This is a genomic window from Microcystis ichthyoblabe FBCC-A1114 (assembly GCF_050500245.1).
In the GTDB taxonomy this organism is placed as follows: domain Bacteria; phylum Cyanobacteriota; class Cyanobacteriia; order Cyanobacteriales; family Microcystaceae; genus Microcystis; species Microcystis ichthyoblabe_A.
This window is the reverse complement of record NZ_CP191408.1, coordinates 3,903,540-3,927,355: the sequence shown is the minus strand read 5'-3', so window position 1 is coordinate 3,927,355 and position 23,816 is coordinate 3,903,540. Positions and strand designations below refer to the sequence as shown.

Genomic DNA, 23,816 nt, shown 5'->3' with positions numbered 1-23,816 from the left:
TGAGGCCGCCCTATGTATCCTTCATCGGTGATATTGAAACTTTTTCTCGGAAAATCCTTAAAAAAGAAGCTGAGTTTATGCAGTGGTCTCGGTTTAGTGGTCAGCGGTCTGATTACTCTTGCTCCCAATGCGATCGCTAATTCCGAAATTGGCGGCGAAACCCCGGTAGTGGAAAATCCCGCCCCGACTCTGAAAGCCCCCGTTATCAAAGAAAATACTAATCCTGCCCCCCGTCTGGCTATCCCCGAAAACCATCAAACCGATATGCCTACCCTTGCCCCCCGGGCCGGCGGTAAAAATAATTTTATCGATACTAGAAACTTTAACCCCCCCAGTTCCGTTGTCGTCACCGAGCGCCGCAGTGGTTGCCAAACCATCGCCCAAAATGGTCAACTGGTAGGAGGTAGCTGTAATCTGGCGGCCCGGGCCTCCCGTCGTCAGCCGGTCAGCACTGTGGCCAAACCCTTACCCCCGGTTAATCTGGCCCGGGTGCGTCTCAATCCTAATCCGGCCGTGCGGGTAGGACGGCGGTCTCAAAATCAGCCGGTTATCGCTCATAATTCCCTGCGTCGTTATGCCCCCACTCTCGTCGCTTCTAGCTCCCCAGTACGTCTGGCCGCCCCGACGGTGATTCCAAGTCAGGTGGTAGCCCTCAATCCCCCGGAATGGAATGGCGTAAAATTAGCTTTGGCCCCGGTGACTCGCGCAGAAGTGGAGGCCATCAGCGAAGCGACCACCTATGAGCGGGCCACCCGTTTAAGTCCCACGGATTCTAACCAAACTCAACGCACGGATTTACTCTTTCCCCTCGCTCTTCCCGCCCAAATTACCTCGGTTTTCGGGTGGCGAAATCATCCGGTCAGCGGGAATCGGGCCATGCACGCGGGTACTGATTTAGGCGCACCGATGGGAACACCTGTATTAGCCGCCTACGCAGGGGAAGTGGCCACCGCCGACTGGTTGGGAGGTTACGGATTAACGGTGATTTTGCGTCACCTCGATGGTAGTCAAGAATCTCGTTATGCCCACCTTTCGGAAATTACCGTCAAACCGGGAGAATGGGTGGAACAGGGAGCGGTTATCGGTCGCGTGGGTAGTACGGGAGTTTCTACTGGTCCGCACCTACACTTTGAATGGCGACACCTAACCGAACAGGGTTGGACCGCCGTGGATGCCGGTTTGCATCTAGAATTAGCCCTCGATAATCTGGTGCAGAGAATGCAAATGGCCACAGCCACTGACTCTAATCAGAATTGAATGGTGAGCTAATAGAACATCTTTGGTGGGAATTAAAATCTCTCGTGAAAAAACTCGCCCCGAAAAGGGAAGAAGCCTTAAAAGCTATCTTACATCTTGGCTTGATGCTAGTAAGCAAGAAACACTCGAGAAACTATTTCCCCCATTGCTGTTATTATGCCTCTCATGCCATTTTTCTAAAGTAATGGCAGAGATGGTTAATTACCCTCACCCCGAACCCCTCTCCCAGAAAAGGAGAGGGGACTGGGATACCTGCCACGAATAAAGAAAAATGGTATCAGTTCTGCAAAGTGCTGCAATTACTTGAGCGACTTTTTCAGCAAACCCTACCAAATAATGAAAAACTTTCTAGACTCAACTAACCGAGGGGAAAAAAATAATTTCCTCATCCCCTTTGCCTATGTGCTAGGAGTGGCCCTACCCTTTATTTTGGTCTATTTTCTCCCCATTTACCACGTTACCGATGTCTTCCAATTTAGTAGATGGGGGGATTGTCTCGCAGCAGGTAAAGTATATATGGATTGTCCTCGCAAAGTCCCCAACTATCCTAGTATAGGTATACTGGCGAGTGGCGGCGTAATTGCGGCGATAAAATCCCTATTGGGAATTAGCGAAAAAACCGAAGCTATCTACTACTTCCGTTTTTACCTAGCATTTGTTGATGCTGTCAATTTTCTCCTTCTCACCTACCTAGCGAGAATCTTAAAATTCAAACGCCCCGTAATCATCGGTTTAAGCATAACCCTAGTGCTATTTATCTGGGCGGCAGGTTCTCTCTGGGGACAGATTGACAACGTAGGCTTATTATTTTGCCTTCTGGCGACCATTGCTTTTTTCCAATCTTGGAGTGAGACAAACACTCTGCTCAAAAATATCCTCTGGTTTCTCCTGGGGATGTTTAGTTTAGTCTTATTTATTCTCACTAAACAACTCTTTATTTTTTCCCTACCCTTTTTTGCCCTACTTATCCTCACCACAGGTTACAAATTCCAGCAAAGATACCAGACTAAAGGCTTAATCTGGCTGGGAGCAACTCTACTTTTAAGCCTCGGATTTTTCCTCTACCTAGATAGCTTATTTGCGGTTCCCCTCAGACTGATTCAGTCTAGTTTCCTCTTTGTCTTAAAATCTGGTAGTGGTCACGGTGACAAAATCTCAGGAAATGGCTTTAATATCTGGATATTTCTCGGTTTAGAACCCCGTGCTTCCTCCCGAGTACCTTTTATGGATTTGCAACTGGGTAGCTGGAAAAAAGGTATCAGCCCTCACCAAGCAGGGCTTTTACTCTATGCTGGTTTCATGGGTTTTCTTATCTGTACAGGTTTAATCAAGATTTGGCAAATTCTCGCCACCAAAACCGAGGCGATTAGCCCTAAATATAATCCTACCTATTTAATGGTACTTCTCTGCCTTTTCCATGGACTAAGTTACCTAGGTTTTAATATTCTTCTCAGTGGCACTCATCAGCGCTATCTCTATATAGGTTATCCTTTTATCCTGATCAGTATTATCTGGCTCTACTATCAGGATTTCTTGATATCCAGACGCGCCCTACTCGCCTCTTTATTTGCTGCTTTTGCCTACGGTTGTTTTCTTTATTCCCAAGTATCTAATGCTTATGTGCTACAAGCACAACAGTATTTAGGTTTTCAAAAACCACCGAATATTCCCTTATTACCCAAGTTCTTCTTTATCTTTGAAAGACATCAGTTTCTAGGTGCTGTTCATCTATTCTTGCTAGTTTTCCTAGTAGATATTTGGCAACAGCTAAGTAAAAGACAGATTGTTCTTCCTAGTTCCGATAAGTGAACATCAATCGCCACCGGCAAAAGCGCCTACAAACACTGACTCTAATCAGAATTAATTTGTTTTGGGTTACAAATATAGCGGTTTTTGGAGCTTAAAAAAGCATTGTTGAGCTTTTGCCCAATTGATGCGTTTTCATACATTCGCAGCCTTAGTAATACCAAGTTAAATTCTATTCAGTGCAGATAGAGCGCGCCTATTGAAAGATTAAATAATACCTTTCGACAAAGGATTTCTCGGCTGGTGAGAGAGAGTCTATCTTGGGAGCAAGTCAGTTTTGCAGAAGAGTGCGCTGGAGACCGGTAGAAGAATCGAGTAAAATAGGGATATATCAAAGGAGGAAACGGTCAATGAACCCAGAAAACCAGAAAAAACTCCAAGAATACGCCCGAGGAATCGCCGAAATTCTCTATCAAGAGGCCGCTCCCGAAGACTTAGCCAGTTTAGGGGATATTGAAAAAACGATCCGACAACAGACTTTAGATTATGTTACCCCCCAATTAGGAATTTTTTTATCGAAAAAACAACGGGAACAAAAGCGGGACGAGAAAGAATTCTAAAAAGTATAATCGGTCAACTACCCGTCACCGAAAAACAAGCGGAGTATTTACATCTGGAATCCCATCAAAGAATTAGTCCAGCTTTAGAGGAATGTTGTTTAAGGTTAAGTGCCACGGTTTCTTACAAGAGACCTCTTGCATAAATCCGAAAACAAACGATAGAAACAATAATGGGAGGGACTTTCAGTTAATTATTAGAACTCTTGCAAATTAATTATATGTTATAATGATGGGCTAACTAATTTTCCCCAAAAAATTAGTTAATCAGTACATTCGTCCTGAATGAAAACTTGAAGTTTAACTTTTAACTCAAAACTCTTTAGAGCTGCTTTAATTTGGTTATCAAAACCTCTTTATTTAAGCGGCACAAACTATCTCAATTATAAAAATTGAGAATAAATTCTCCTTGACTTGATTAATCTTTAGGCAACTTTTAAGAAGCTGCTATACCTATCCCTAACTCACAGTTATAAATAGCCGCCAACAAGTTAACTCTTAAACTATATCTTCGACGACGATTCCGATATTTACAGGATAAGATTTTAAAGATTTTGAGTTTCCTATTTATAGGTTCAATGATAATCCTTTCTTTGGCTAAAGCCTTGTTATACTCTTTTTCTAACTCTGTTAATTTTCTATTTTTCGATTTCTTTTTCGGTGTATAACTATTACTATGGTATGCAGCTATTCCCTGATAACCACTGTCTTCTATGCTGGTAGTTAAAGGATGAAAACGAACTCGACTTTTTTTAAATAAACTAAAATCATGACCTTTACCTTTCCCACAAAAGACACAGATAATTTCCTCTGTATTTTGAGCAGCTACTAATTGGGATTTTAAAGTATGATAACCTCTTTTACCCGAAAAAAAATCTTTCTGTTTCTTTTGGGGACGTTCAATGGGAGTTTCCGTTACATCCATTACCGTTACGACCGGTATCTCTGCTTGATTGAGTAAAGCTTTTTTTCCTTTTAAACGGAAGTTTCCCGATTGTAAAAGCATTTTTTCCGTCTTATTTACAATCCGACATATAGTTGATTCTGATAGTTCCCAGCTTGTCCCAATGTGAAAATATGTTCTATATTCTCGCCAATATTCTAACGTTACTAAAACTTGTTCTTCTATAGATAGTTTAGGTTTCGGTCCCATTTTAGATGGTGAATTAGAGTCGGCTTCAACACTTTTTACTGATTCTACCATCTTTCTACGCCAATTCAAAAATGAAACGCATCAACCTCAAGAGTTGACAAAGAAAGGCTCATCAGGTACTGTCTGATCATTAACAAAAACAAATCAGACCCAAAAACGAAGCCCTCAACATCTTAACATAGAACAAAGAAACTTGCTCTACCAACTTAGTCAGAAGGGAAATTTATCTCAACGGCAAATGGCCGTCTGGCTCGGATGTCATCAAAGCACAATATCACGGGAATTAAAAAGGAATCAAAGTTCTCTTGGCTGCTATCTACCTGACACAGCACAAGCTGAAAGCGAGACAAGGCGAAAAAATGCCAAACAACCCTTTAAAAATGTCAGCGAGTCAGCCTTAGAGTTGGTCAAAGAAGGATTGAAAGATTATCATAGTCCCGAACAAATAGCAGGTCGTCTGAAAAGAGCCAGTCAAGAATCTCTCAGTCACGAAACCATCTATCAAATGATCTATCAGAACTATCACGGATGTGGAGAGTACCAGAAATATTTACGCCGGGGGCTTTGTCAAAGAAAGAGTCGAGGCGGAGCAAAAAGTAAGCGTGGAGGGATTCCAGGGCGTGTAGATATCAGCGAGCGACCAGTAATTGCTGACCAGAAAACTGAAATCGGTCATTGGGAAAGTGACACAATGATTGGAGGCAATCATCTAGGAGTTCTCGTTACTCATGTAGATAAAGCCTCGAAATTTTTAGTAGCAGGATTAGCCAAAAACAAAACCGCATCGGAAATCAATAGAGTCACAGAAAAACTTTTTCAAGAGATTCACCCTGACAAAAGAAAAACCTTTACTTGTGACAAGGTTAAAGAATTTTGTGGACATCAAGAGTTGAGTCAGAAACTAGGAGCAGATTTTTATTTTGCTACTCCTTATCATTCGTGGGAGAGGGGATTAAACGAGCATACCAATGGACTGTTAAGACAATTTTTCCCTAAGGGAACGAATTTTAAAATCGTTAAGCCAGAGGAGGTGGAAAGAGCCGTAAACTTGATTAACAATCGTCCTCGAAAATGTCTTGACTATCGTACCCCGAATGAGGTATTCTATAAAGGTAGATCAGACAGTGATGCAATTCAGACTTGAATTGGCCTCTTGTTTTTCTAATAACCAATCTAAGGCGTTATATAATTCGTCTTCATCGGCTTTCTCTAAGTCTAACAATTGTCCTAAACTCTGACTACAAGTCTCGCTATTAAACCCTCTCGCTGTGGCTAGTTTCGATTTAGGATTGATGATTCTTGCCACAATCATCGCCACTACTAAGTTTCTGATTCGTGAGGATTTTTCACTGATTATTTTATCTAAACCTAATTTTTTAATCGTCTCTAAAATAGCCATCACATGACCATGAGGAAGACTTCTAATCACTTCAAAATGATTGGGAATGCCCTCATTCATGGACAGTGTTGCCCCTTTGAGAGCCAGTTTCAAATTGTCGATAATATCATCGGGTAATTTTGAGAGATTGGCCAGGGTTCTTTTTTTGACTTGATCTCCTTCTCGGTAGGACTCCCGAAGAAGAACGGCGGGGGGGGGAATTACGGTTAGGAACTTTTTCTATATACATGACCACCATTCTAGCAAATAGAGAGAATTCTTGTCCATTAAGAAATGTTACAAATTACATGGGTACATTAAGAAAAGTTAAGGGGCGTATCCATTGATGGATAAGGGTTTTCGGCTATTATAGTATATATGTATGGGGGAAGTTCAGTTATACCATTTCTCTAAATGAAAACTACACATCGAATTTAAATCCCCCTTTAAGTTCCCCTTTTTAAGGGGGATTTAGGGGGATTAAACTTCTGTAGTCAGACTTTGGAGAATTGGTATTAAATGTCTGCTCGAACATAGGAAAAAGATTAGATACTCTCAAATCTTACCTCGATCGCTCCCTTATCCTGAGCATAGATTTGTAAAAAGGCTGAAAATGCTTCAGCCTCGTCTAAAAAATCAGATTTTACCCGCAAAATTAAGGAATAGGATTAGCTGGCCCCTTGCTTTCCAGGGTTTCGGCAACAGTTTCCGTCTTACCAAAAGCGACTCTGAGGAAGGGAGGAGCGAGGAAAGTAGTCAGGATTACCATAATAATAATCGACACTTCCAAAGGCTTATCCAAAATTCCGCTGGCCGAGCCAATCCCGGCAAAAACTAGACCCACCTCACCCCGGGGAATCATACCCACACCGATGGCGAGGCGATTGATTCCGGATATGCCAAAAACTGCCCAGCCTGTCACCAGTTTACCGATAATCGCCACAACCATCAAAAAGACAGCGATCAAAAGTCCAGCCCGATTCTCCGGTACCGTTGGGTTTAAAACACCGAGGTCGGCACGCGCTCCCACCGTCACAAAGAAAATCGGTACAAGCAAATCGGCGATCGGTTTAATTAACTCATCCAACTCGTTGCGGGTATCAGTTTCATCAAGCACCAAACCCGCAGCAAAGGCCCCTAAAATCGCTTCAAGATGAATAGCATTGCCTAAAAATGCCATAAAGAAAGCGAAGACAAATGCCGGAATAACAATATTTCCCCGAGTTTTCAGCCGCTCCACGATCGCCACAAAACTTTTGTTAAAAATACCTCCCAACAAAATTGATCCGATCAAAAAGGCCGTAGCGCTGACAATCAGATAAATAACATTGGTCACATCAATCTCACCAGTTTTGGCTAAACTAGCGACCACAGCCAGAACAATAATACCAAGGACATCATCGATCACCGCTGCACCGACAATAATTTGCCCTTCTTTGGATTTGAGTTGACCTAACTCGGACAACACCTTCGAGGTAATACCGATACTGGTTGCTGTCAAGGCAGCCCCTGCAAAAATCGCCGGGATAGCCGCCACATGAAAGACGAGCATTAACCCGGCCGTACCTGCCGCAAAAGGTGCCGCAACCCCCACACAGGCCACAACCGTGGCTTGAATTCCCACTTCCTTGAGTTGTCGGAGGTCGGATTCTAGGCCAATTTCAAACAGCAGAATAATCACACCGATTTCAGCTAGAACCGAAATCACTTCACTTTGGGACTCAAAGATCCGGTCCACGGCAGCCGGGGCCAATTGATTCAATCCTTGCAGTACCGTCATAATCAGCGAGTCCGAGGCCGATAGTCCCCCTTCGGGAAAGATGAGCAGATGCAAGGCCGAAACGCCGACGATCACACCAGCGACCAGTTCTCCCAGTACGGGCGGAAAATCCAATCGTCGGGCGGCCTCTGCGCCGAGCTTGCTGGCCAGATAAATCACCACCAGTGTCAGCAATACGCCAGAGAGAATAATCGGTGAATCCTCGGCCACAACGGTGGCAAGCAAGGGGAGCGGAGTCATGGGGGCTGCTATCTCCCCGATCGAAGGAGGCAGAATAGGGGACAAAATCATCAGTTTAAAGGGATGAGGGTTAAAGATTTCAGGTGGTCATAAAACTGGGGGATAGGAAAAAGGGCCACCGCTCAAGGACAGTCAGGCTGGGGATGCGGTGGCCCGGATCAAGACAAGCTTAGTTGTCTAGATTTCACAGCCCTCTGGTCCACAGAAACTCTGTCCGTACAGAACCTCCGCATCACAGAGATAGATCATGCCCGCAAAATTGAGGAAAAACTGATCGGCAACCTGCTTGGCAATATTTTGGGCCATAATTCGATCGGGGGTAAGTATCTCGAACTTAACATTACTGTCGGTTTCGGAAACGTGGGGTTGTCCTGACGAGCGCACGTTGCGACTGCCTTTACCGCCAGTATCCATCACCGTGTAACCACTCGCCCCGCATTCTTCGATGATCTTGGCGACTTTTTTCAACAAAATCTTTTCTGTGACGATGACGAGCTTTTTGGCTGGTTTGGCCATGTTGATTATCTCCTTAAATGTGTACATTTATTTGCTTGGTAAGCCCCGTCAAGGGAGCGCCCACAGACCACAATCCTAGCCGCCGCTGAGGGCCTGGGCGAGACCAAGGAAGAAGGGTATGCACAAGCCGATCGCTACGGGCGTACCGATGGCCGTGGACGCGCCTATATAGGCGGAGGGATTAGCCGAGGGGATACCGGCCCGCAACGTGGGCGGCCCGGAGATGTCGGAACTAGAGGAAGCGATGACGGCCAGAACCACGACACCGCCCCAGCTGAACCCGGTGGCGTAGTGGGCAACCATGCCGAGACCGAAGGCGATTAGACCATGCACAAAGGGTGCTAGGACGCTATAGACGACATACCACTGGGCTACTTTACGCAGTTCGCCAACCCTTGACCAAGCCTCCATCCCCATGACCAGCATCAAGATTGAAAGCAAGCCACGAAAGAGGGGATCGTAGAAGCTTTTATAGACAGTTTCCGGCTGGGTGAATATGCCCAAAGCCAGACCTAATAACATGGCCGATAGGGCAGGTCCGCGAAGGCTTTCTTCAATGATCGGCCAGATCTTGACCCGATTATCCGTAGGCTGCTGCTGACTGAGATACTCCTGCCGACTGCTGGGATAATCCTGCTGATCGGAATAATCCCCGGCCGCCACCGGCTGCTTGCTAAAAGACTCGCGGTCGTAGGCCGATTCTTTCTGCTTCTTCTTGTTAAGATAAATGTTAGCCACCACGATCGCCGTTACCAGCGCCGGGATATCCATAAAGGGATAGAGTGCGCCGGCCCAGGCCTCGTAGGGGATCTTTTGTTCTTCGAGTACCGTCAGACCGGCGGCCATTGTCGAGCCACTCACGGCTCCAAATAACCCCCCAGTAGCGATCGCATCCACCACTTTCACCTTCGGCAGATTGGCCAAGGTATAGCGGGCGACGAAGACCACAATAATCCCTACTATCACGGCAAAGATCATTGGTAATACCATTTCCGTCAGGTTGGAATTGCGGATGGCAATCCCGCCGGTCAGACCGATTTTGGTTAGCAGCATGAAGACAATGATCGTACAAATCGACTCGGGAATGACCAATTCACTACCGAGAGCGGCAATGATCATGCCACCAATCAAAAAGGCCAGCGTTGGCGACTGCAACTGCTGGATAAAGTCCATGACAAACAATGAGAAAAAATCCACGAATACCTCCTTAAGCCTCCCCTGATGAGGAGTATTGAATATAAACGGACTAAATGAACCTTCAAAAGCTGAAAGAGAGTAAGAGTAAGGCTCTTTACCCCTTAAGCAAACCTGTTGCGGGCAGAACTTTGGACAGTGTCAAGTCCGCAGGTAAGCCTAATTCGGGATTTTTGGCGGTTGAACTGGCCCCGATCGCCGTCCCAGAAGCTACCCCGAAGGCGAGAGCTAGAGGGTGATAAACGATGGCAGCTGTTAGACCACCGAAGATACCACCCCGCAAATTGTCAAAGTGAATACGATTGGTTATTTCCATGAGAATCCAACTGAGCAAAGGATTTTTTGCCACAACAAAGCCGGCGGTTGACAGACCAGCCTTGATAGACAAAACTTTATGGTTTTTAAAGATCGATTGTTATAAATCTATACTAGAACGGATATCTTGACAAGCAAATTTTTGTAAATTGAGTTTAAATCGATATATCTTTACAAAAGTATTGATTTAAACCTATGATGTAAGCGGGGTGGGGAGGTTTTCACTCGTTCCCCTCCATTCCTGCTTCTGTTTAGCAAAGCTCCTCAAGGCAGTAACAGAAGTGTAGCTCTCTAGAGGCCTCTCTTGATTCACGCCACTTTACATCAACTGATTGTCTTTGAAGCGACCGCTCGTCATGGCAGTTTCACCAGGGCTGCTGAAGAACTATCGATCACCCAACCCACCGTTTCCACCCAGATGAAACAACTGACTAAATCAGTGGGTTTACCCTTATTTGAACAGATAGGCAAACGTTTGTATTTAACCGAGGCCGGACGCAGTTTATTAGTCACCTGTCAAGCAGTCCTCAAGGATCTTGATAACTTTGAGATGGCGATCGCCGATATCAAGGGCATTAAACAGGGTAAACTGCGTTTAGCGGCGGTATCCACAGCCCAATATTTAATCCCTCAGATCCTAGGTCCTTTTTGTCAACAGTACGAAGGGGTGGATGTGTCCCTAGAATTGACCAATCACCAAGACCTAGAAGCAAGGATGATCAATAATGTTGATGACCTATATATTTTAAGCGAACCCCCCCAAGAGCTAAACCTCGATATTCAACCGTTTCTGGAAAATCCCCTTGTGGTTATTGCTCGCAAAGATCACCCCCTAGCGGGACAGAAAAAAATTCCAATTAAACGACTGCAAGGGGAACCTTTTATTATGCGGGAAATGGGATCGGGAATTAGACGGGCAGTACAGCAAATTTTCCTCGACCATGGCATCACTGTATCTCTGCGTTTGGAAATCGGCAATAATGAAGCCATTAAACAAGCGATCGCCGGTGGTTTAGGAATCTCGGTTCTGTCTCAGCACGTCTTAAATTTAGATCCTCCCAATGGGGAATTTACCATCCTTGACGTGGAAGACTTTCCCATCCAACGCCATTGGTATGTGGTTTATCCCAAGGATAAAAAACTATCCGTGATCGCCAAGACTTTTCTTGATTATCTCCTCTCAGGGGAATTAGGGGTGTATGTACCCACAGACCCCCGATCAAGTCGAATTCGGTAAGCGCAAGCGCTCGATCTATCTCCCATCCGAAAAGGTGGAGATCAAGAACTCGATCGCGCGGGGAAACCGATCAGCGAGATCCTCAAGGCGATCGATTCTCCCAAAACCCGCCAGGATTTAATCCTCATAAATGCGGCACTCTAAGGCATTGGGATTGGCTTCGCAGTAGGACTGAAGTGAGTTAGTCCCCTGTTTTTTGACCCGTTGATGGGAGGCTTCGGCTTGGAGTTCCTCCACCACATCCCAGGCTGCGGCGCAATCGGGAGAGATTTCACCCTTGGCCGCACAAATTGCCCGCGCGTCTTCCCGGGCTGCTTCAATTTCATCTTCAATGAACAACCGCTTGGGCTTTTCAACAAAATCGCTCTTGAAGAGAATATCACTGACAGAAATAATACCCAGCAAAGTTTTACCCTGAATCACCGGGGCGCGGCGAATGCGGGTTTGAGCAAATAACCGGGCTACATATTCCACCCCCAGTTCGGGATTGACAACCACACAGGGCTTGGCCATAATTTCGTAAACCCGCATAGTTTTAGGATCGTGGCCAAAGGCCGCCACTTTGTAAACGATGTCGGTTTCGGTGACAATTCCATAAGGATCCTGTTCATGGCGCGGTTCGACAATCAAACCCCGCAGTTTTTTTTCTTTCATCAATTTCACGGCATCGGCAACCGTTGCCGAACCACGAATGGTGACAACGTTTTGGGTCATAATTTCTTGAGCTTGCAGCATAGGAGTTGGATGGTGTTGTTAAATTAAAGAACTGGTATAAATGCAAAAGTTGACTAGGGTTGTCCCGATAGCAATTTCCTAGACTCTTGTGGGCTGAGTGCCACTTTGAACACAGATGACAAAGACCAATGGGCGATCGCTGGTTGGGGCTGGGGCGGCATGGCCGCAGCTGTGTTCCCCTGAATGCCCGGAGCATAGGCCTCCAGCACAGCACCGTTTTGCCAACACATGGCGATGAAATAATCACACACTGGGCATTCCGTCTGAGCAACTTGCCGGGCCGGACACTTATATCCTGCGGGCAGGCGATCGCTCAAGAGCCGTTGAGCTACGCTGCCACAGTTGGGACACCGGATTTCTATAAGCTTGTTCATCGCCATACCTCAAAATTGAATAGTGGTGTGAGAAGGAAAGGGTCAACTTCGGACGTTTGCCCAGAGTGTTTGTTCACGGTGGAAGACTATAATTGTCGTTCTACGGCTGCCGTAAATTCTTCATAGGGTTTAACCCCAACTAATGTTTCTATCAATTTCCCCTGTTTAAACACCATGACAGCCGGAATACTTTTAATTCCAAAGCGTTTGGCCACGGGTTTGTTACTGTCTAGGTCAAGTTTGAAGACTTTGGCGCGATCGCGATAGTCATCGGCCAATCGATCGATCAACGGCGCCACCAGTTTGCAAGGTCCACACCAGGTTGCCGTGCAATCTACCACCAACAGGGATTCACTGTTTAATAGGGAATCAAATTCAGTTTCATCTTGAATAAATGTAGCCGTACCCATGTTTATATCTCCAGATTGATGCTGTGTAACTCAGGACAAATTCTCTTCTCGGTGCGTTTTACAAGATAAATTCAGCTTTGAACCGCTCCTCATCTAAAAATGCTTGGCCTTTGACCCTTTAACTTTGTCCGCCTCCCGGGGGTATCGTCTATAGTTTGGTTGTCCCAGACATCGATGGTGACATCTAGTCCCTGCTCATGCAGGGGTTTTAATTTGTAAGTCGTCATCGGCTGCCCCCAATCAAAACAAATTTGCGACGTTAAGTTGCGATAATATGGTTTTGCAAGTTATTGCATTTAGATACCCTATGACAGCGACCCCTTCCAACGATTTATCTGCCTGGGAGCGGCTAGAACAAGGCAGACAAGCAAAAGCAAGCAACGGTGGTTATGCGGGCTACGGCTCCCCTGCCTTTGGACAACGATCGATCGATGGGGAATTAGTGGATGATCCGGAAGAGTGCCGGGTCATTGAACTGATTCGCCGTCATCACAAATCGGGGAAATCCTTGCAGAAGATCGCCGATTGGCTTAATGAACAGGGCTACACCACCAAACGCGGTCAACCATGGCAGCGTATTTCCGTAAAGCGAGTGCTGGATCGACTTTATGGAAAGGTGTCCAGAATTTCCGGAGTAACCCTTCAGGCCGACCAGAACCCGGAAGTACTCACCCCAGCGTCTGGTGATACCGCTCCTGAAACCATTAGAGGCTGAATAACCCCTAAATAAAAAGTTTCAGGCTTTAACCTGTTACATCCCTCTATGATACACCGAAGTGGGTCTAAAATCTTTACGAGTTTAATAAAAATTGTAACAAAACGTTACATCTTTTAGGAAAAAGTTAAATGACGCTACACTTTGAGATAGTTTTAGAACGGGTTTTGGCAACTCTGAGAGTCTGGGTTCTTTGCCCAGTGGCTGTTCTGTCTATCTTGGCCTTTGCGATTGCAGGATGGTGCTGATGTCTCTCGATACACCTCTGAGTTGGGCCCCCGATCTGGAAAAAGCGATTGATCGCCACCCCTTGACGGTGCCGCCAACCACTTCCCTGGCAGATGCGATCGCCATGATCGGTCAGGCCCATAGTCGTCTGTGTTTACTCACCGATGACCTATCCCCTCTAGCTGCTCCGGCCGGAGAAGCGCGTGTTAGCTGTCTGCTGGTGGTGCAGGGGCAAGAGCTATTAGGAATTTTGACAGAACGGGATGTGGTGCGACTCACCGCTCAAGGAATTAACCTGACCGAGACAACCGTTGCTGATGTGATGGTACATCCCCTGATCACGTTACCCCAGCAATCTGCTCAAGACATTTTTGCTGCCCTGTTTTTGTTTCGGCGCTACCGCATTCGCCATTTGCCGATTGTGGATGACCAAGGACACTTAATCGGGGTGATCTCCCATGAAAGTATTCGCCAGATATTGCGTCCGGCCAATCTATTGCGGTTTCGTCGCGTATCGGATGTGATGACCAGTCAAGTGGTACAGGCCCCACTCACCGCCACAGTCTTGCAATTGGCCCAGTTAATGGCGGAACATCGTGTTAGTTGTGTGGTGATCACCCAGAGAAATTCCGAAGACAATGACTACCCCGTTGGTATTGTGACAGAGCGAGATCTTGTCCAGTTTCAAGCAGTTCAAATCGATCTGCACAAAACTAGGGCCCAGACGGTGATGAGTACGCCGTTATTTCTCCTCAACCCGGAGGATTCCCTGTGGACGGCCCATCAGGAAATGCAAAAACGGCGGGTGGGGCGTTTGGTGGTTTCTTGGAACTGGGGTCGGGGGTTGGGCATTGTTACACAAACCAGTCTGTTAAGGGTTTTTGACCCGATGGAAATGTATGGGGTGATTGAAAATTTACAACAAACCATTCAACAGCTAGAGTCCGAGCGATCGCCCTCCCTTCCTTCTCCACCGGCGGACTTATTACCCCAACGGACCCGCACCCCATCAGAAAAAGAGAGCGCTGGCGATCGCGAATTATTACTGGCCTTGTTAGACAATGCTTACAAAGACGTAAAGTATATGTTGGCTAACTTAGATATTGTCGTCGAGCAGCGGCGATCTTTGCTTCAATCTGTTCTAGATAAGCTTGCCCACCTCGGTCGTAAAATTAGCTCTTAGATAACCGGTTTGCTTCTATTCATACTAAATCTGGTTAAGTAGCTGGTTATAATTAAATTAAAAATAGATTTTAGGTTCGATCCCCCCTAGCCCCCCTTGATAAGGGGGGAAGCCGAAGGCGGGGGGATCCCCCTTGATAAGGGGGGTGCCGATCCCCCCTTATTCCCCCCTTAATAAGGGGGGCATCTGATAATTTTTAACGCCTACCTACTTACTTATAATTATCTGCGAAAAAAGTTTAGTAATTTCACTGCAATTATAACAGGATTGTCGATGACTAATTTAAAAAAATGGCAAATTATTAAATCTGAGCTAGTTTTTCAGAATCGTTGGTGTCAAGTCCGTCAAGACGCGGTGCAGTTGTCCTCTGGACAAGTTATCGACGATTATTTTGTTAATATTCGTCCTGAAATTGTGTTAGTTGTTCCAGTTACCGGGGATAATCAATTAGTTTTTGTCCGTCAATATCGTCACGGAGTTAAGGAAATTTTATTAGAATTTCCCGCCGGGGCAGTAGATGCGGGTGAAGATAATATTACTGCGGCAGCGCGTCGAGAATTCGAGGAGGAAACTGGTTATCAAAGTGATTCTCTAATACCTCTAGGTGTTTTGTATGATAATCCCGTTAAAGATACTAACAGAATTCATATTTTTTTGGCTCTTAATGCTATCCCCACCGGTCAACAAAAGTTAGATGTTACCGAGGAAATTGAAGTTATTCTTCGACCTTTACAGGAAATTAATACCCAGGAAATTACTGTCTCTGGTAGTTTGGCTGCTTTCTATTTAGCGAGGGATTTTTTAAAGCAAAATTAAGGAGTTATAGCGGTTATATTAATAGGGAGGTAGTTGTCAGGAGATTATTTTTATTTATTCTACCTAATTCATAATTGATAAGTAAGTAGTTATAATTAAATTGAAGATAGATTTTGCCTCTGATCCCCCCTTGATAAGGGGGGTGTCTAACAACTTTTAACAGCTACCTACTTAATTCATAATTTATAATTCCCACTGTCTATGAGTAATTTTTTTATGATTGCTGGCTTTATTCTATCAGCTTATGCGATTGTTGCCAACGATTCCCTACAGACTTTAGGGACTTTTTTAAGTGCCAATGAAGAACGTCCCTGGTGGATTTTATGGCTGTATTCCAGTATAATCTTAGCCTCGATTTTTATCGCTGGTTGGTATATTAATCAGGGAGATGTGGCCTATAATCGACTAGAAATGATTCCCTTCCCAGAAAATTTTACTTGGATTTATATCGTTCCTCCCTTAGCAATTTTAATTCTCACCACTTGGGGAATACCTGTGAGTACAACCTTTTTAGTTTTAACAGTTTTTGCTCCCCAATCTCTAGATGAAATGTTAGTTAAATCCGCTTGGGGTTATGCTATTGCTGTTATAGTGGGGTTAGTCATCTATCGAATTATTTATCGATTAGAAAACTTTTTCCTAGAAACAGTTAATAAAGAACCTCAAAAAATCTGGGTAGTTTTACAGTGGTTATCCACCGGGTTTCTCTGGAGTCAATGGTTAATGCAAGATTTTGCTAATATTTTCGCCTATCTTCCCAGAAAGTTAGCGGCAACATGGTTAGTTTTATCTCTAACAGTTATGCTACTCCTGCAAACTATCATTTTTATTAATCATGGTGGTCAAATCGAGAAAATTGTCACTAGCAAAACTAACGCCCATGATCCGCGTTCTGCAACAATTATTAACTTGATTTATGGCTTAATTTTACTCTTTTTTGTTGGCTATAATCATATTCCCATGAGTACCACTTGGGTATTTTTAGGTTTATTAGGAGGTCGAGAAATTTCTCTGACTTTAACCAGAGAAAACCCTAATTTAGCCGCCACGGGTAAATTGGTTTTAGGGGATGCCTTGAAAGCTTTTATCGGTATGATTGTTAGTGTTGCTATCGCTCTTGCGTTACCTCTAATCGCTCAAAAACTTAACTATCTATAGGTAATTATAAATTATAAATTATAGCAATTCTCTGATTTATGAGGTACAGTAAGAACAGTGAGTAAACCAATTGCGAATATCTTTTTGAGTAACTTCTAACATAGCCAATTCAATCCCTTCTATTAAGTCTTTGTAAGTTCTCACCTCCAGTTTTCTTAACATCGCTTTCACTTTTGAACAAAAGTTTTCAATAGGAGAGAATTCAGGAGAATAAGGAGGTAAATAGATGAGTCTAGCTTTTTCTTGTTCGATTATTTCTCTGACCATTTCTCCGAGATGAATCTTGGCATTATCCATGATCAAACAGTCTCCTTCTTTAATTTTTGGCAGCACTTCCTTCAGAATAAATCCTTCAAATGTTACCGCATCCACTGCACCGTATATGTTGACTGATGCCACAACTTTTTCTAAGCTTATAGCACTAATTATTGAAATATTTCTCCCTCTTTGGCTCTACCAGGTTTGGTGGGTAAAATGTATTCTAAGATACATTCCTCCTAGCGAGGGGGTGGAACGAACCACAAAGACACAAAGGACACAAAGATTGATCGATCATACAGTAAGTTAAACTTATCACACAGAACCTAGAAGAACCCCTCTTTTTTGTGGTTTTCTTCCCCTAGCTCTTCGGCCAATTAAGTCTCTAGCATAGAGTCTCAAAAGGGCTAAATTTACCCCCGATTCATCGATGAAAATTAGTTTTGATGCCTCAATTTCCCGAACTTCTGACCAGTATCCCACTCTTTTTTGCTGTACCCTGTCACTTTCTTTTTCCGCCGCGTGTAGTGTTTTTTTTTGAAACTGTAATTGAGTTTTTGCGTCAGCCGCCCCAGGGTGGCTCTACTGACTTTCACCTGTGTCTTTTCATACAGTAAGTCCGATAATTCTTCGAGAGTTGCATCATTGTTAGCTTCAATGATTTCGCCAATTCAAAAATGAAACGCATCAACCTCAAGAGTTGACAAAGAAAGGCTCATCAGGTACTGTCTGATCATTAACAAAAACAAATCAGACCCAAAATGAGCCACCAACATCTTAACATAGAACAAAGAAACTTGCTCTACCAACTTAGTCAGGAGGGAAATTTATCTCAACGGCAAATGGCCGTCTGGCTCGGATGTCATCAAAGCACAATATCACGGGAATTAAAAAGGAATCAAAGTTCCCTTGGCTGCTATCTACCTGACACAGCACAAGCTCAAAGCGAGACAAGGCGAAAAAATGCCAAACAACCCTTTAAAAATGTCAGCGAGTCAGCCTTAGAGTTGGTGAAAAAAGGATTAAAAGATTATCATAGTCCCGAACAAATAGCAGGTCGTCTGAAAAAAGCTGGTCAAGAATCGCTCAGTCATGAAACCATCTATCAAATGATCTATCAAAACTACCCTTGACTGTGGAAAGTATCAAGAATACCTACGCGGCTGGACGAGGAAAAAGAAAGAGTCGAAATGGAGCAAAAAGTAAGCGTGGAGGGATTCCAGAGCGTGTAGATATCAGCGAGCGACCAGCAATTGCTGACCAGAAAACCGAAATCGGTCATTGGGAAAGTGACACAATGATTGGAGGCAATCATCTAGGATTTCTCGTTACATATATGGACAAAGCCTCGAAATTTTTAGTAGCAGGATTAGCCAAAAACAAAACCGCATCGGAAATCAATAGAGTCACAGAAAAAATTTTCCAAGAGATTCACCCTGACAAAAGAAAAACCTTTACTTGTGACAAGGTTAAAGAATTTTGTGGACATCAAGAGTTGAGTGAGAAACTAGGAGCAGATTTTTATTTTGCTACTCCTTATCATTCGTGGGAGAGGGGATTAAACGAGCATACCAATGGACTGTTAAGACAATTTTTCCCCAAGGAAACGAATTTTAAAATCGTTAAGCCAGAGGAGGTGGAAAGAGCCGTAAACTTAATTAACAATCGTCCTCGAAAATGTCTTGACTATCAGACACCCAATGAGGTATTCTATCAAGCTAGATCAGATAGTGATGCAATTCAGACTTGCATCGGCCGTTCTTGGTCTCAATCTTAATACATCACAGGAGAACTTATGTCTATCCAAGCCGTCAGACAGTTTAATGAAATTGCTAAGAGTGATCTAGAAATTCAAGATAGTCTAGAACTAACAACAGATGTCCAAAGTTTAATGGATCTTACTGTCATACTGGCTTCTGAGAGAGGCTTCAGCTTTACCTCTGAAGATCTGGCAGAATACTATTCCGAAGAAAGTAGAAGACTTCCTGATATATCTCTCAGAAATGTGATGCTTTTAATTAAAAAAAATCTGCGTTCGAAAGCGACCCCGAAGTTTGTGATCGATTGCCTTACTTAGCTCGTCAAATCTGCCGAAAACTCAATTCTTAAAGAAAGCGGGTTTCTTAGAAAACGGGTTTCTTAAAGAAACCCGTTTTCTAATCTCTTAAACGGCTAAACTGAGAATAGCTGCCTGTCTTGACTCTCATTTCTCAGATTGTAAAATAATGCAAATTTATCTTGACTATAGTGCCACTACCCCCACTCATCCCCAAGTGATCGAGCGGGTTGCCACTATTCTCCAGCATCATTGGGGCAATCCCTCCAGTTTACACACTTGGGGACAGGATACGGCAACAGTCATCGAAATGGCTAGAGAACAGGTAGCAGGGTTAATTAATGCCAATCCAGACCAGATTATCTTCACTTCTGGCGGCACGGAAGCCGATAATTTAGCGATTATCGGGGTTGCTCAACAGTATAACCGCCCCCGTCATATAATTATTTCTAGTGTGGAACATTCGGCGATCGCTGAACCCTGTAAACAATTAGAGCAGCAAGGTTGGCAAATTACTCGTCTTCCCGTCAATCGTCTAGGTAGGGTTAATCCTTTAGACCTAAAAGCCGCAATTCAAAGCGATACGGTCTTAATTTCCATTATTTACGGACAAAGTGAGGTGGGAACCCTACAACCGATTGAAGAATTGGGCAGCATTGCCAGAGAAAGGGGAGTTCTTTTTCACACCGATGCGGTGCAGGTGGCGGCAAGATGCGCGATTGATGTGCGGAAACTGCCCGTAGATTTATTATCTCTTTCCAGCCATAAAATTTATGGAATGCAAGGATCGGGAGCTTTATACATCAGAGCCGGTGTCGATATTTTACCATTACTGCGGGGCGGTGGCCAGGAAAAAGGTCTGCGATCGGGAACCCCAGCCGTACCGGTGATCGCAGCTTTCGGTTTAGCGGCTGAATTAGCCCAAAAAGACTTAATTAGCGAAAAAATGCGTTTAATCGCCCTGCGAGATCGATTATTTGACCTCTTAGCCGATTATCCTTATCTGCTGCCCACGGGGGACCGATTCTATCGTTTACCCCACCACGTCAGCTTTATTGTCCGTCCCGACGATGACAGTCAGATCACGGGAAAACAGCTAGTTCGTCAGCTTAATTTAGCAGGAATCGGCATTAGTTCTGGGTCCGCCTGTCATAGTGGCAAACTTTCCCCTAGTCCAATTTTAAAAGCTATGGGCTACAGCGATCGAGAAGCATTAGCGGGAATTCGTTTAACCCTGGGAAGGGACACCAGCGCAGCCGATATTGATTGGACGGCTCTAGTATTAAAACAAGTGATCGATCGCTGTTTATCTGCTTTAATTGTGAGCAAGAGTTAGTTTATGACTCAAATTGCCCTTCGATCAAGATAATTTCGCCAAAATCGGGAATCCATGCCACCCAACGGCCCTGATCCTGTTCACAGAGTAGTAGTGCTTCATCAAAGCTGTATGGAGAGGGGAGCATTCTGAGTTGTACCCATGTGTTTGCTTGGGGACAAGTAACAACGGCAGTAGTGCGGTATTGTAGTAAAGACATACACAGATCACCCTGATAATTCTGTATCTAAATTTACAAACAAACCGATGACTGTGGGTAACTTTGTTTTAAATCTTTACATCTCCAGAAAATTATCGGCTGCATCTCCTAATTTGTGACTTTACCTCACCTATAGGTCAGCAGCAGAAGTTATTCCAAGAGGGCGAATGCAATTCGCCCCTACAATAATATTATTGCGCCCAAAATTTCCTCTAGATATTTCGACCAAATTGAGCCGATTACGCCAATGACCGGCACTTTTTTGATTTCAAAAAAGCCTCAAGATATTATCCGACAAGGTTTTTAGATTTATTCGGCCAATCCTAGCTATGATCGTTACTGGTAAATGATAGTTGATAACTGGTAATGGTAAGTTCTTTCCCTCGCACCTATAAAATCGCCGTCATCGGTGACATTCACGACCAATGGGAAATAGAAGATAATTTAGCTCTAGAAGCTTTACAAGTGGATTTAGCCCTATTTGTCGGCGATTTTGGCAATGAATCCCTAGAAATTGTCGGTCGGATTGCCAGTTTGTCCTTACCAAAAGCCGTTATTCTCGGTAATCATGACGCTTGGTATAGCGCCACCCCCTGGGGACGAAAACAATGTCCCTACGATCGCAACAAGGAAGATCGTGTCACCGCCCAGTTAGAATTATTAGGGGTTGCCCATGTGGGTTACTCAAAACTAGACCTACCCAGTTTAGAGCTTTCGATTGTTGGGGGTCGTCCCTTTACTTGGGGGGGTTCCGAGTGGAAAAATGGGGAATTTTTTCAAGAACGCTATAATATCAGCAGTTTTGCCGAATCTACTGCCAAAATTATCGCTAATATTCAAGATACTGCCTATAATAACCTGATTTTTTTAGGTCACAATGGTCCAGCCGGACTGGGAAAGGAAGCGGAAGCTATCTGTGGTCGGGATTGGCAACCCTTGGGAGGGGACCACGGGGATCCGGATTTAGCAGCGGCCATCGCACAAGCACAGCTATTAGGAAAACAGGTTCCTCTCGTCAGTTTCGGTCATATGCACCACCGTCTCCGTCATACTACTTCCCGTTTACGCAATCCCGTGGTCACTTCCGAGATGGGAACTGTTTATCTGAATGCTGCCAGTGTCCCTCGCATTCTCCACTCCGATAAGGGTAAATCTCGCAATTTTTCCCTAGTCACTCTTGAAGAAGGTCTAGTCACAGAAGCATCTTTAATCTGGTTGAACGATAATTTCGAGATTATCAGTAATAGAAAACTTTATCACTCCGGGGCATCAATTGATCGGCTAAGCTTTTACGCATTTAAGTTACATTGACAGCATTACCCTTATTTTTAAGTTTTCTACTCCATTTAATAATCAATCCCCCTTCATTTAAAAGCTGATTGACTACTTTTTCCAGTTCTTCTTTATTTTCAAATTCTCGATTAGCTATGTATTCTTTAGCGGAATGCCACACTAATTCTATTAGGTGGTAATCTGGACTATAAGCTGGTAAAAACTCTAGCCTAATATTGGGCAACTCTTTTTCCACCTGCTCAATAACATCTTTCTTTTTGTGATAACTAGCATTGTCTAATATAATGATAATCTTAGGTCACTTTTCTCGAAAATCTTCGGGCAGATTTCCCAAGTTTATCCATTCTTGACGAATCTCTTCATGAAGTTTCTTTAATTGTTCATGGAAAGTTTCTGAATTTCCTTTTTTGATCATAAAACAGACTCGTTTTTTGTCATTATATCTTAAGGCTCCCATCACATTCACCCTTCCTCTTTTTCTTTGTCCATTCACTTTTTTTCGCTTTCCTTTTTTTGTCCAAGCTCTCCTTCTTATTACTCTCAAACTAAATCCACACTCATGAGGAGCTGTGTGGCGAACCTGCGTCGCCACCTTGAAAGCCCCGTCTCAAAACCATACCTGGATTGACTCTGGCTTTTCTTTAGCCAACCTTAAATATTCATCTAATTTTTCTTTAAATGCTTTTCTTAATTTCTTGTCTTGCTTATCTTCTAGACTATATTTCGCCCAGATATACACATACTTTTTTCTTCTCAATATTCTTCTCACTTGCGAGCCACTCAGTTTAATTCCTGTTTCCTTTTCTAGATGCTCTGCTAATCTTGCCGCTGTCCATCTCCCGAATTCATATCCAAATTCCTTCGGGTCTTCATCAACTATTTTCAATAGTAAATTAATATATTCCTCTGTGGCTTTTTTATGATTTCCATTTTTTCTCCCATCTTCTAGACTTTCTAAATTGTTAGGATCGCCGTGAACACACCAATGGGCGACCGTTTTGAGTGAACAGCCAATAAAATCAGCTAAGTACCCAAGCAAAATTAATTACACATTTCGATGAAGCTTTTGGGAAATTTATGGCTCTTCGTTACTTGTTATGGTTCGATAGGGGGGCATAAATTGACTAAATCTTTCTCTGGCAAGAGACTTAATTGATGAGTTCGCTCTAGATAAAAAACAATTGACAAAAATCGCCAAATGCCTTTCTACATAAGGAGTCCATCCCTTATAATCCCAGTCCATTGCATAACACAAACCGAAGAACCCAATTAATTAGCCTAAAAAAATGGTAATCAATTGCTTCTTTTTCCTAACGTCTAATTGATAATGATTTTAAGTCTTGGAACGTCAACACACTGTCCTTTGTACTTCGAGGCGAGCGCTCTGTTCAAACCCTCATTCTGTAAAGCTTCTGGGGTTGGTGATCGCACTTTTTGTGAGAAATACGGGGACTGTATCTCAGAATACATTTTACCTACCAAATCCAAAAGAGCCCTCTCTGACAGGTGTAGGTATTTTACAACTAAATTGATTTTCGGCTTCTTCACATAAGGAAAAGAAACCCAAAGATCAAACCATCGCCGAAAGATTTAATAACTATCGCTTCGCCGATTATAAAGAA

General features: G+C 43.8%; 18 protein-coding genes and 8 pseudogenes. 13 read left to right on the top strand and 13 right to left on the bottom strand.

Annotated features, from left to right (window positions below; translation table 11 throughout):
• Nucleotides 1-12 precede the first annotated feature (12 nt).
• From ACQY1Y_RS18995 to ACQY1Y_RS18985, 3 genes and pseudogenes are all read left to right on the top strand, one after another.
• Complete coding sequence (locus tag ACQY1Y_RS18995) at nt 13-1,257, top strand: M23 family metallopeptidase (protein ID WP_430013354.1); 1,245 nt, start codon at nt 13-15, stop codon at nt 1,255-1,257.
• 336 nt (nt 1,258-1,593) lie between these two features.
• Nucleotides 1,594-3,066 carry a hypothetical protein gene (locus ACQY1Y_RS18990; RefSeq protein WP_002736650.1) on the top strand — a complete coding sequence of 491 codons (1,473 nt, stop codon included), beginning with the start codon at nt 1,594-1,596 and terminating at the stop codon, nt 3,064-3,066.
• 347 nt (nt 3,067-3,413) lie between these two features.
• Nucleotides 3,414-3,751, top strand: a pseudogene (locus tag ACQY1Y_RS18985) (ISKra4 family transposase); the annotation flags it as partial.
• 305 nt (nt 3,752-4,056) lie between these two features.
• Here ACQY1Y_RS18985 and ACQY1Y_RS18980 read toward each other — a convergent pair.
• A pseudogene (locus ACQY1Y_RS18980) lies at nt 4,057-4,830 on the bottom strand (IS5-like element ISMae4 family transposase); the annotation flags it as partial.
• Between the two features lie 103 nt (nt 4,831-4,933).
• Here ACQY1Y_RS18980 and ACQY1Y_RS18975 point away from each other — a divergent pair.
• Nucleotides 4,934-5,917, top strand: a pseudogene (locus ACQY1Y_RS18975) (IS30 family transposase); the annotation flags it as partial.
• 6 nt (nt 5,918-5,923) lie between these two features.
• Here the strand turns inward: ACQY1Y_RS18975 and ACQY1Y_RS18970 are convergent.
• The 5 genes and pseudogenes from ACQY1Y_RS18970 to ACQY1Y_RS18950 form a co-directional block, all read right to left on the bottom strand.
• Nucleotides 5,924-6,401: pseudogene (locus ACQY1Y_RS18970) on the bottom strand (IS1634 family transposase); the annotation flags it as partial.
• Between the two features lie 405 nt (nt 6,402-6,806).
• Nucleotides 6,807-8,222, bottom strand: coding sequence for a cation:proton antiporter (locus tag ACQY1Y_RS18965; protein WP_042790746.1), 1,416 nt, complete (start codon nt 8,220-8,222; stop codon nt 6,807-6,809).
• A gap of 126 nt (nt 8,223-8,348) precedes the next feature.
• Nucleotides 8,349-8,687, bottom strand: a complete 339-nt coding sequence (locus tag ACQY1Y_RS18960; protein ID WP_002736019.1) for a P-II family nitrogen regulator — start codon at nt 8,685-8,687, stop codon at nt 8,349-8,351.
• Nucleotides 8,688-8,762: 75 nt separating this feature from the next.
• Nucleotides 8,763-9,884 carry a sodium-dependent bicarbonate transport family permease gene (locus ACQY1Y_RS18955; RefSeq protein ID WP_002757699.1) on the bottom strand — a complete coding sequence of 374 codons (1,122 nt, stop codon included), beginning with the start codon at nt 9,882-9,884 and terminating at the stop codon, nt 8,763-8,765.
• 94 nt (nt 9,885-9,978) lie between these two features.
• Nucleotides 9,979-10,269 (bottom strand): hypothetical protein, encoded by a 291-nt coding sequence (locus ACQY1Y_RS18950; protein ID WP_036396345.1) that lies wholly within the window; start codon nt 10,267-10,269, stop codon nt 9,979-9,981.
• Between the two features lie 231 nt (nt 10,270-10,500).
• Between ACQY1Y_RS18950 and ACQY1Y_RS18945 the strand changes: the two genes are divergently transcribed.
• Complete coding sequence (locus ACQY1Y_RS18945) at nt 10,501-11,433, top strand: LysR family transcriptional regulator (protein WP_002751599.1); 933 nt, start codon at nt 10,501-10,503, stop codon at nt 11,431-11,433.
• 117 nt (nt 11,434-11,550) lie between these two features.
• Here the strand turns inward: ACQY1Y_RS18945 and ACQY1Y_RS18940 are convergent, their stop codons facing one another.
• The 3 genes from ACQY1Y_RS18940 to trxA all read right to left on the bottom strand — a co-directional run bounded on the left by ACQY1Y_RS18940 (nt 11,551) and on the right by trxA (nt 12,952).
• On the bottom strand, nt 11,551-12,168 hold the full coding sequence (locus ACQY1Y_RS18940; protein ID WP_002737762.1) for a CP12 domain-containing protein: 618 nt from the start codon (nt 12,166-12,168) through the stop codon (nt 11,551-11,553).
• Nucleotides 12,169-12,221: 53 nt separating this feature from the next.
• Entirely contained in the window at nt 12,222-12,548 is a 327-nt protein-coding gene (locus tag ACQY1Y_RS18935; RefSeq protein WP_002751596.1) for a hypothetical protein, read from the bottom strand.
• A gap of 80 nt (nt 12,549-12,628) precedes the next feature.
• Nucleotides 12,629-12,952 carry a thioredoxin gene (trxA, locus tag ACQY1Y_RS18930; RefSeq protein ID WP_002751595.1) on the bottom strand — a complete coding sequence of 108 codons (324 nt, stop codon included), beginning with the start codon at nt 12,950-12,952 and terminating at the stop codon, nt 12,629-12,631.
• 274 nt (nt 12,953-13,226) lie between these two features.
• Between trxA and ACQY1Y_RS18925 the strand changes: the two genes are divergently transcribed.
• The 4 genes from ACQY1Y_RS18925 to ACQY1Y_RS18910 all read left to right on the top strand — a co-directional run bounded on the left by ACQY1Y_RS18925 (nt 13,227) and on the right by ACQY1Y_RS18910 (nt 17,052).
• Nucleotides 13,227-13,667 carry a recombinase family protein gene (locus ACQY1Y_RS18925; protein ID WP_002751593.1) on the top strand — a complete coding sequence of 147 codons (441 nt, stop codon included), beginning with the start codon at nt 13,227-13,229 and terminating at the stop codon, nt 13,665-13,667.
• Nucleotides 13,668-13,905: 238 nt separating this feature from the next.
• Entirely contained in the window at nt 13,906-15,078 is a 1,173-nt protein-coding gene (locus tag ACQY1Y_RS18920; RefSeq protein WP_430013353.1) for a CBS domain-containing protein, read from the top strand.
• Between the two features lie 273 nt (nt 15,079-15,351).
• Complete coding sequence (locus ACQY1Y_RS18915) at nt 15,352-15,894, top strand: NUDIX hydrolase (protein WP_430013352.1); 543 nt, start codon at nt 15,352-15,354, stop codon at nt 15,892-15,894.
• Nucleotides 15,895-16,110: 216 nt separating this feature from the next.
• On the top strand, nt 16,111-17,052 hold the full coding sequence (locus ACQY1Y_RS18910) for a hypothetical protein (protein ID WP_430014693.1): 942 nt from the start codon (nt 16,111-16,113) through the stop codon (nt 17,050-17,052).
• 36 nt (nt 17,053-17,088) lie between these two features.
• Here the strand turns inward: ACQY1Y_RS18910 and ACQY1Y_RS18905 are convergent.
• Nucleotides 17,089-17,499, bottom strand: a pseudogene (locus ACQY1Y_RS18905) (transposase); the annotation flags it as partial.
• A gap of 151 nt (nt 17,500-17,650) precedes the next feature.
• Nucleotides 17,651-17,975 (bottom strand): annotated as a pseudogene (locus tag ACQY1Y_RS18900) (IS630-like element ISMae26 family transposase); the annotation flags it as partial.
• 96 nt (nt 17,976-18,071) lie between these two features.
• On the opposite strand from ACQY1Y_RS18900, the pseudogene ACQY1Y_RS18895 reads away from it, so the two are divergent.
• The 3 genes and pseudogenes from ACQY1Y_RS18895 to ACQY1Y_RS18885 all read left to right on the top strand — a co-directional run bounded on the left by ACQY1Y_RS18895 (nt 18,072) and on the right by ACQY1Y_RS18885 (nt 20,702).
• Nucleotides 18,072-19,087 (top strand): annotated as a pseudogene (locus tag ACQY1Y_RS18895) (IS30 family transposase).
• 18 nt (nt 19,088-19,105) lie between these two features.
• Nucleotides 19,106-19,387, top strand: a complete 282-nt coding sequence (locus tag ACQY1Y_RS18890; RefSeq protein WP_430013351.1) for a Nif11-like leader peptide family natural product precursor — start codon at nt 19,106-19,108, stop codon at nt 19,385-19,387.
• Between the two features lie 148 nt (nt 19,388-19,535).
• A complete protein-coding gene (locus tag ACQY1Y_RS18885) occupies nt 19,536-20,702 on the top strand; it encodes a cysteine desulfurase family protein (RefSeq protein ID WP_430013350.1) in 1,167 nt (388 codons plus the stop codon).
• Between the two features lies 1 nt (nt 20,703).
• Here the strand turns inward: ACQY1Y_RS18885 and ACQY1Y_RS18880 are convergent, their stop codons facing one another.
• The gene (locus tag ACQY1Y_RS18880) at nt 20,704-20,901 is read right to left on the bottom strand and encodes a hypothetical protein (protein ID WP_002736283.1); all 198 of its coding nucleotides are present in this window, start codon (nt 20,899-20,901) and stop codon (nt 20,704-20,706) included.
• A gap of 366 nt (nt 20,902-21,267) precedes the next feature.
• On the opposite strand from ACQY1Y_RS18880, the gene ACQY1Y_RS18875 reads away from it, so the two are divergent.
• Nucleotides 21,268-22,212, top strand: a complete 945-nt coding sequence (locus ACQY1Y_RS18875) for a TIGR04168 family protein (protein WP_430013349.1) — start codon at nt 21,268-21,270, stop codon at nt 22,210-22,212.
• On the opposite strand, the pseudogene ACQY1Y_RS18870 reads toward ACQY1Y_RS18875, so the two are convergent.
• A pseudogene (locus ACQY1Y_RS18870) lies at nt 22,199-23,221 on the bottom strand (IS630-like element ISMae23 family transposase); the annotation flags it as partial. The gene ACQY1Y_RS18875 and the pseudogene ACQY1Y_RS18870 sit on opposite strands and share 14 nt — an antisense overlap.
• Nucleotides 23,222-23,816: the final 595 nt, after the last annotated feature.

What these genes read in the sequence shown, in the direction of transcription:
- ACQY1Y_RS18990 (WP_002736650.1), top strand. Translation starts at nt 1,594, where the DNA reads ATGAAAAACTTTCTAGACTCAACTAACCGAGGGGAAAAAAATAATTTC.
- trxA (WP_002751595.1), bottom strand. Translation starts at nt 12,952, where the DNA reads ATGGGTACGGCTACATTTATTCAAGATGAAACTGAATTTGATTCCCTA.
- ACQY1Y_RS18935 (WP_002751596.1), bottom strand. Translation starts at nt 12,548, where the DNA reads ATGGCGATGAACAAGCTTATAGAAATCCGGTGTCCCAACTGTGGCAGC.
- ACQY1Y_RS18940 (WP_002737762.1), bottom strand. Translation starts at nt 12,168, where the DNA reads ATGCTGCAAGCTCAAGAAATTATGACCCAAAACGTTGTCACCATTCGT.
- ACQY1Y_RS18925 (WP_002751593.1), top strand. Translation starts at nt 13,227, where the DNA reads ATGGTTTTGCAAGTTATTGCATTTAGATACCCTATGACAGCGACCCCT.
- ACQY1Y_RS18890 (WP_430013351.1), top strand. Translation starts at nt 19,106, where the DNA reads ATGTCTATCCAAGCCGTCAGACAGTTTAATGAAATTGCTAAGAGTGAT.
- ACQY1Y_RS18960 (WP_002736019.1), bottom strand. Translation starts at nt 8,687, where the DNA reads ATGGCCAAACCAGCCAAAAAGCTCGTCATCGTCACAGAAAAGATTTTG.
- ACQY1Y_RS18885 (WP_430013350.1), top strand. Translation starts at nt 19,536, where the DNA reads ATGCAAATTTATCTTGACTATAGTGCCACTACCCCCACTCATCCCCAA.
- ACQY1Y_RS18880 (WP_002736283.1), bottom strand. Translation starts at nt 20,901, where the DNA reads ATGTCTTTACTACAATACCGCACTACTGCCGTTGTTACTTGTCCCCAA.
- ACQY1Y_RS18875 (WP_430013349.1), top strand. Translation starts at nt 21,268, where the DNA reads ATGGTAAGTTCTTTCCCTCGCACCTATAAAATCGCCGTCATCGGTGAC.
- ACQY1Y_RS18965 (WP_042790746.1), bottom strand. Translation starts at nt 8,222, where the DNA reads ATGATTTTGTCCCCTATTCTGCCTCCTTCGATCGGGGAGATAGCAGCC.
- ACQY1Y_RS18915 (WP_430013352.1), top strand. Translation starts at nt 15,352, where the DNA reads ATGACTAATTTAAAAAAATGGCAAATTATTAAATCTGAGCTAGTTTTT.
- ACQY1Y_RS18910 (WP_430014693.1), top strand. Translation starts at nt 16,111, where the DNA reads ATGATTGCTGGCTTTATTCTATCAGCTTATGCGATTGTTGCCAACGAT.
- ACQY1Y_RS18995 (WP_430013354.1), top strand. Translation starts at nt 13, where the DNA reads ATGTATCCTTCATCGGTGATATTGAAACTTTTTCTCGGAAAATCCTTA.
- ACQY1Y_RS18920 (WP_430013353.1), top strand. Translation starts at nt 13,906, where the DNA reads ATGGTGCTGATGTCTCTCGATACACCTCTGAGTTGGGCCCCCGATCTG.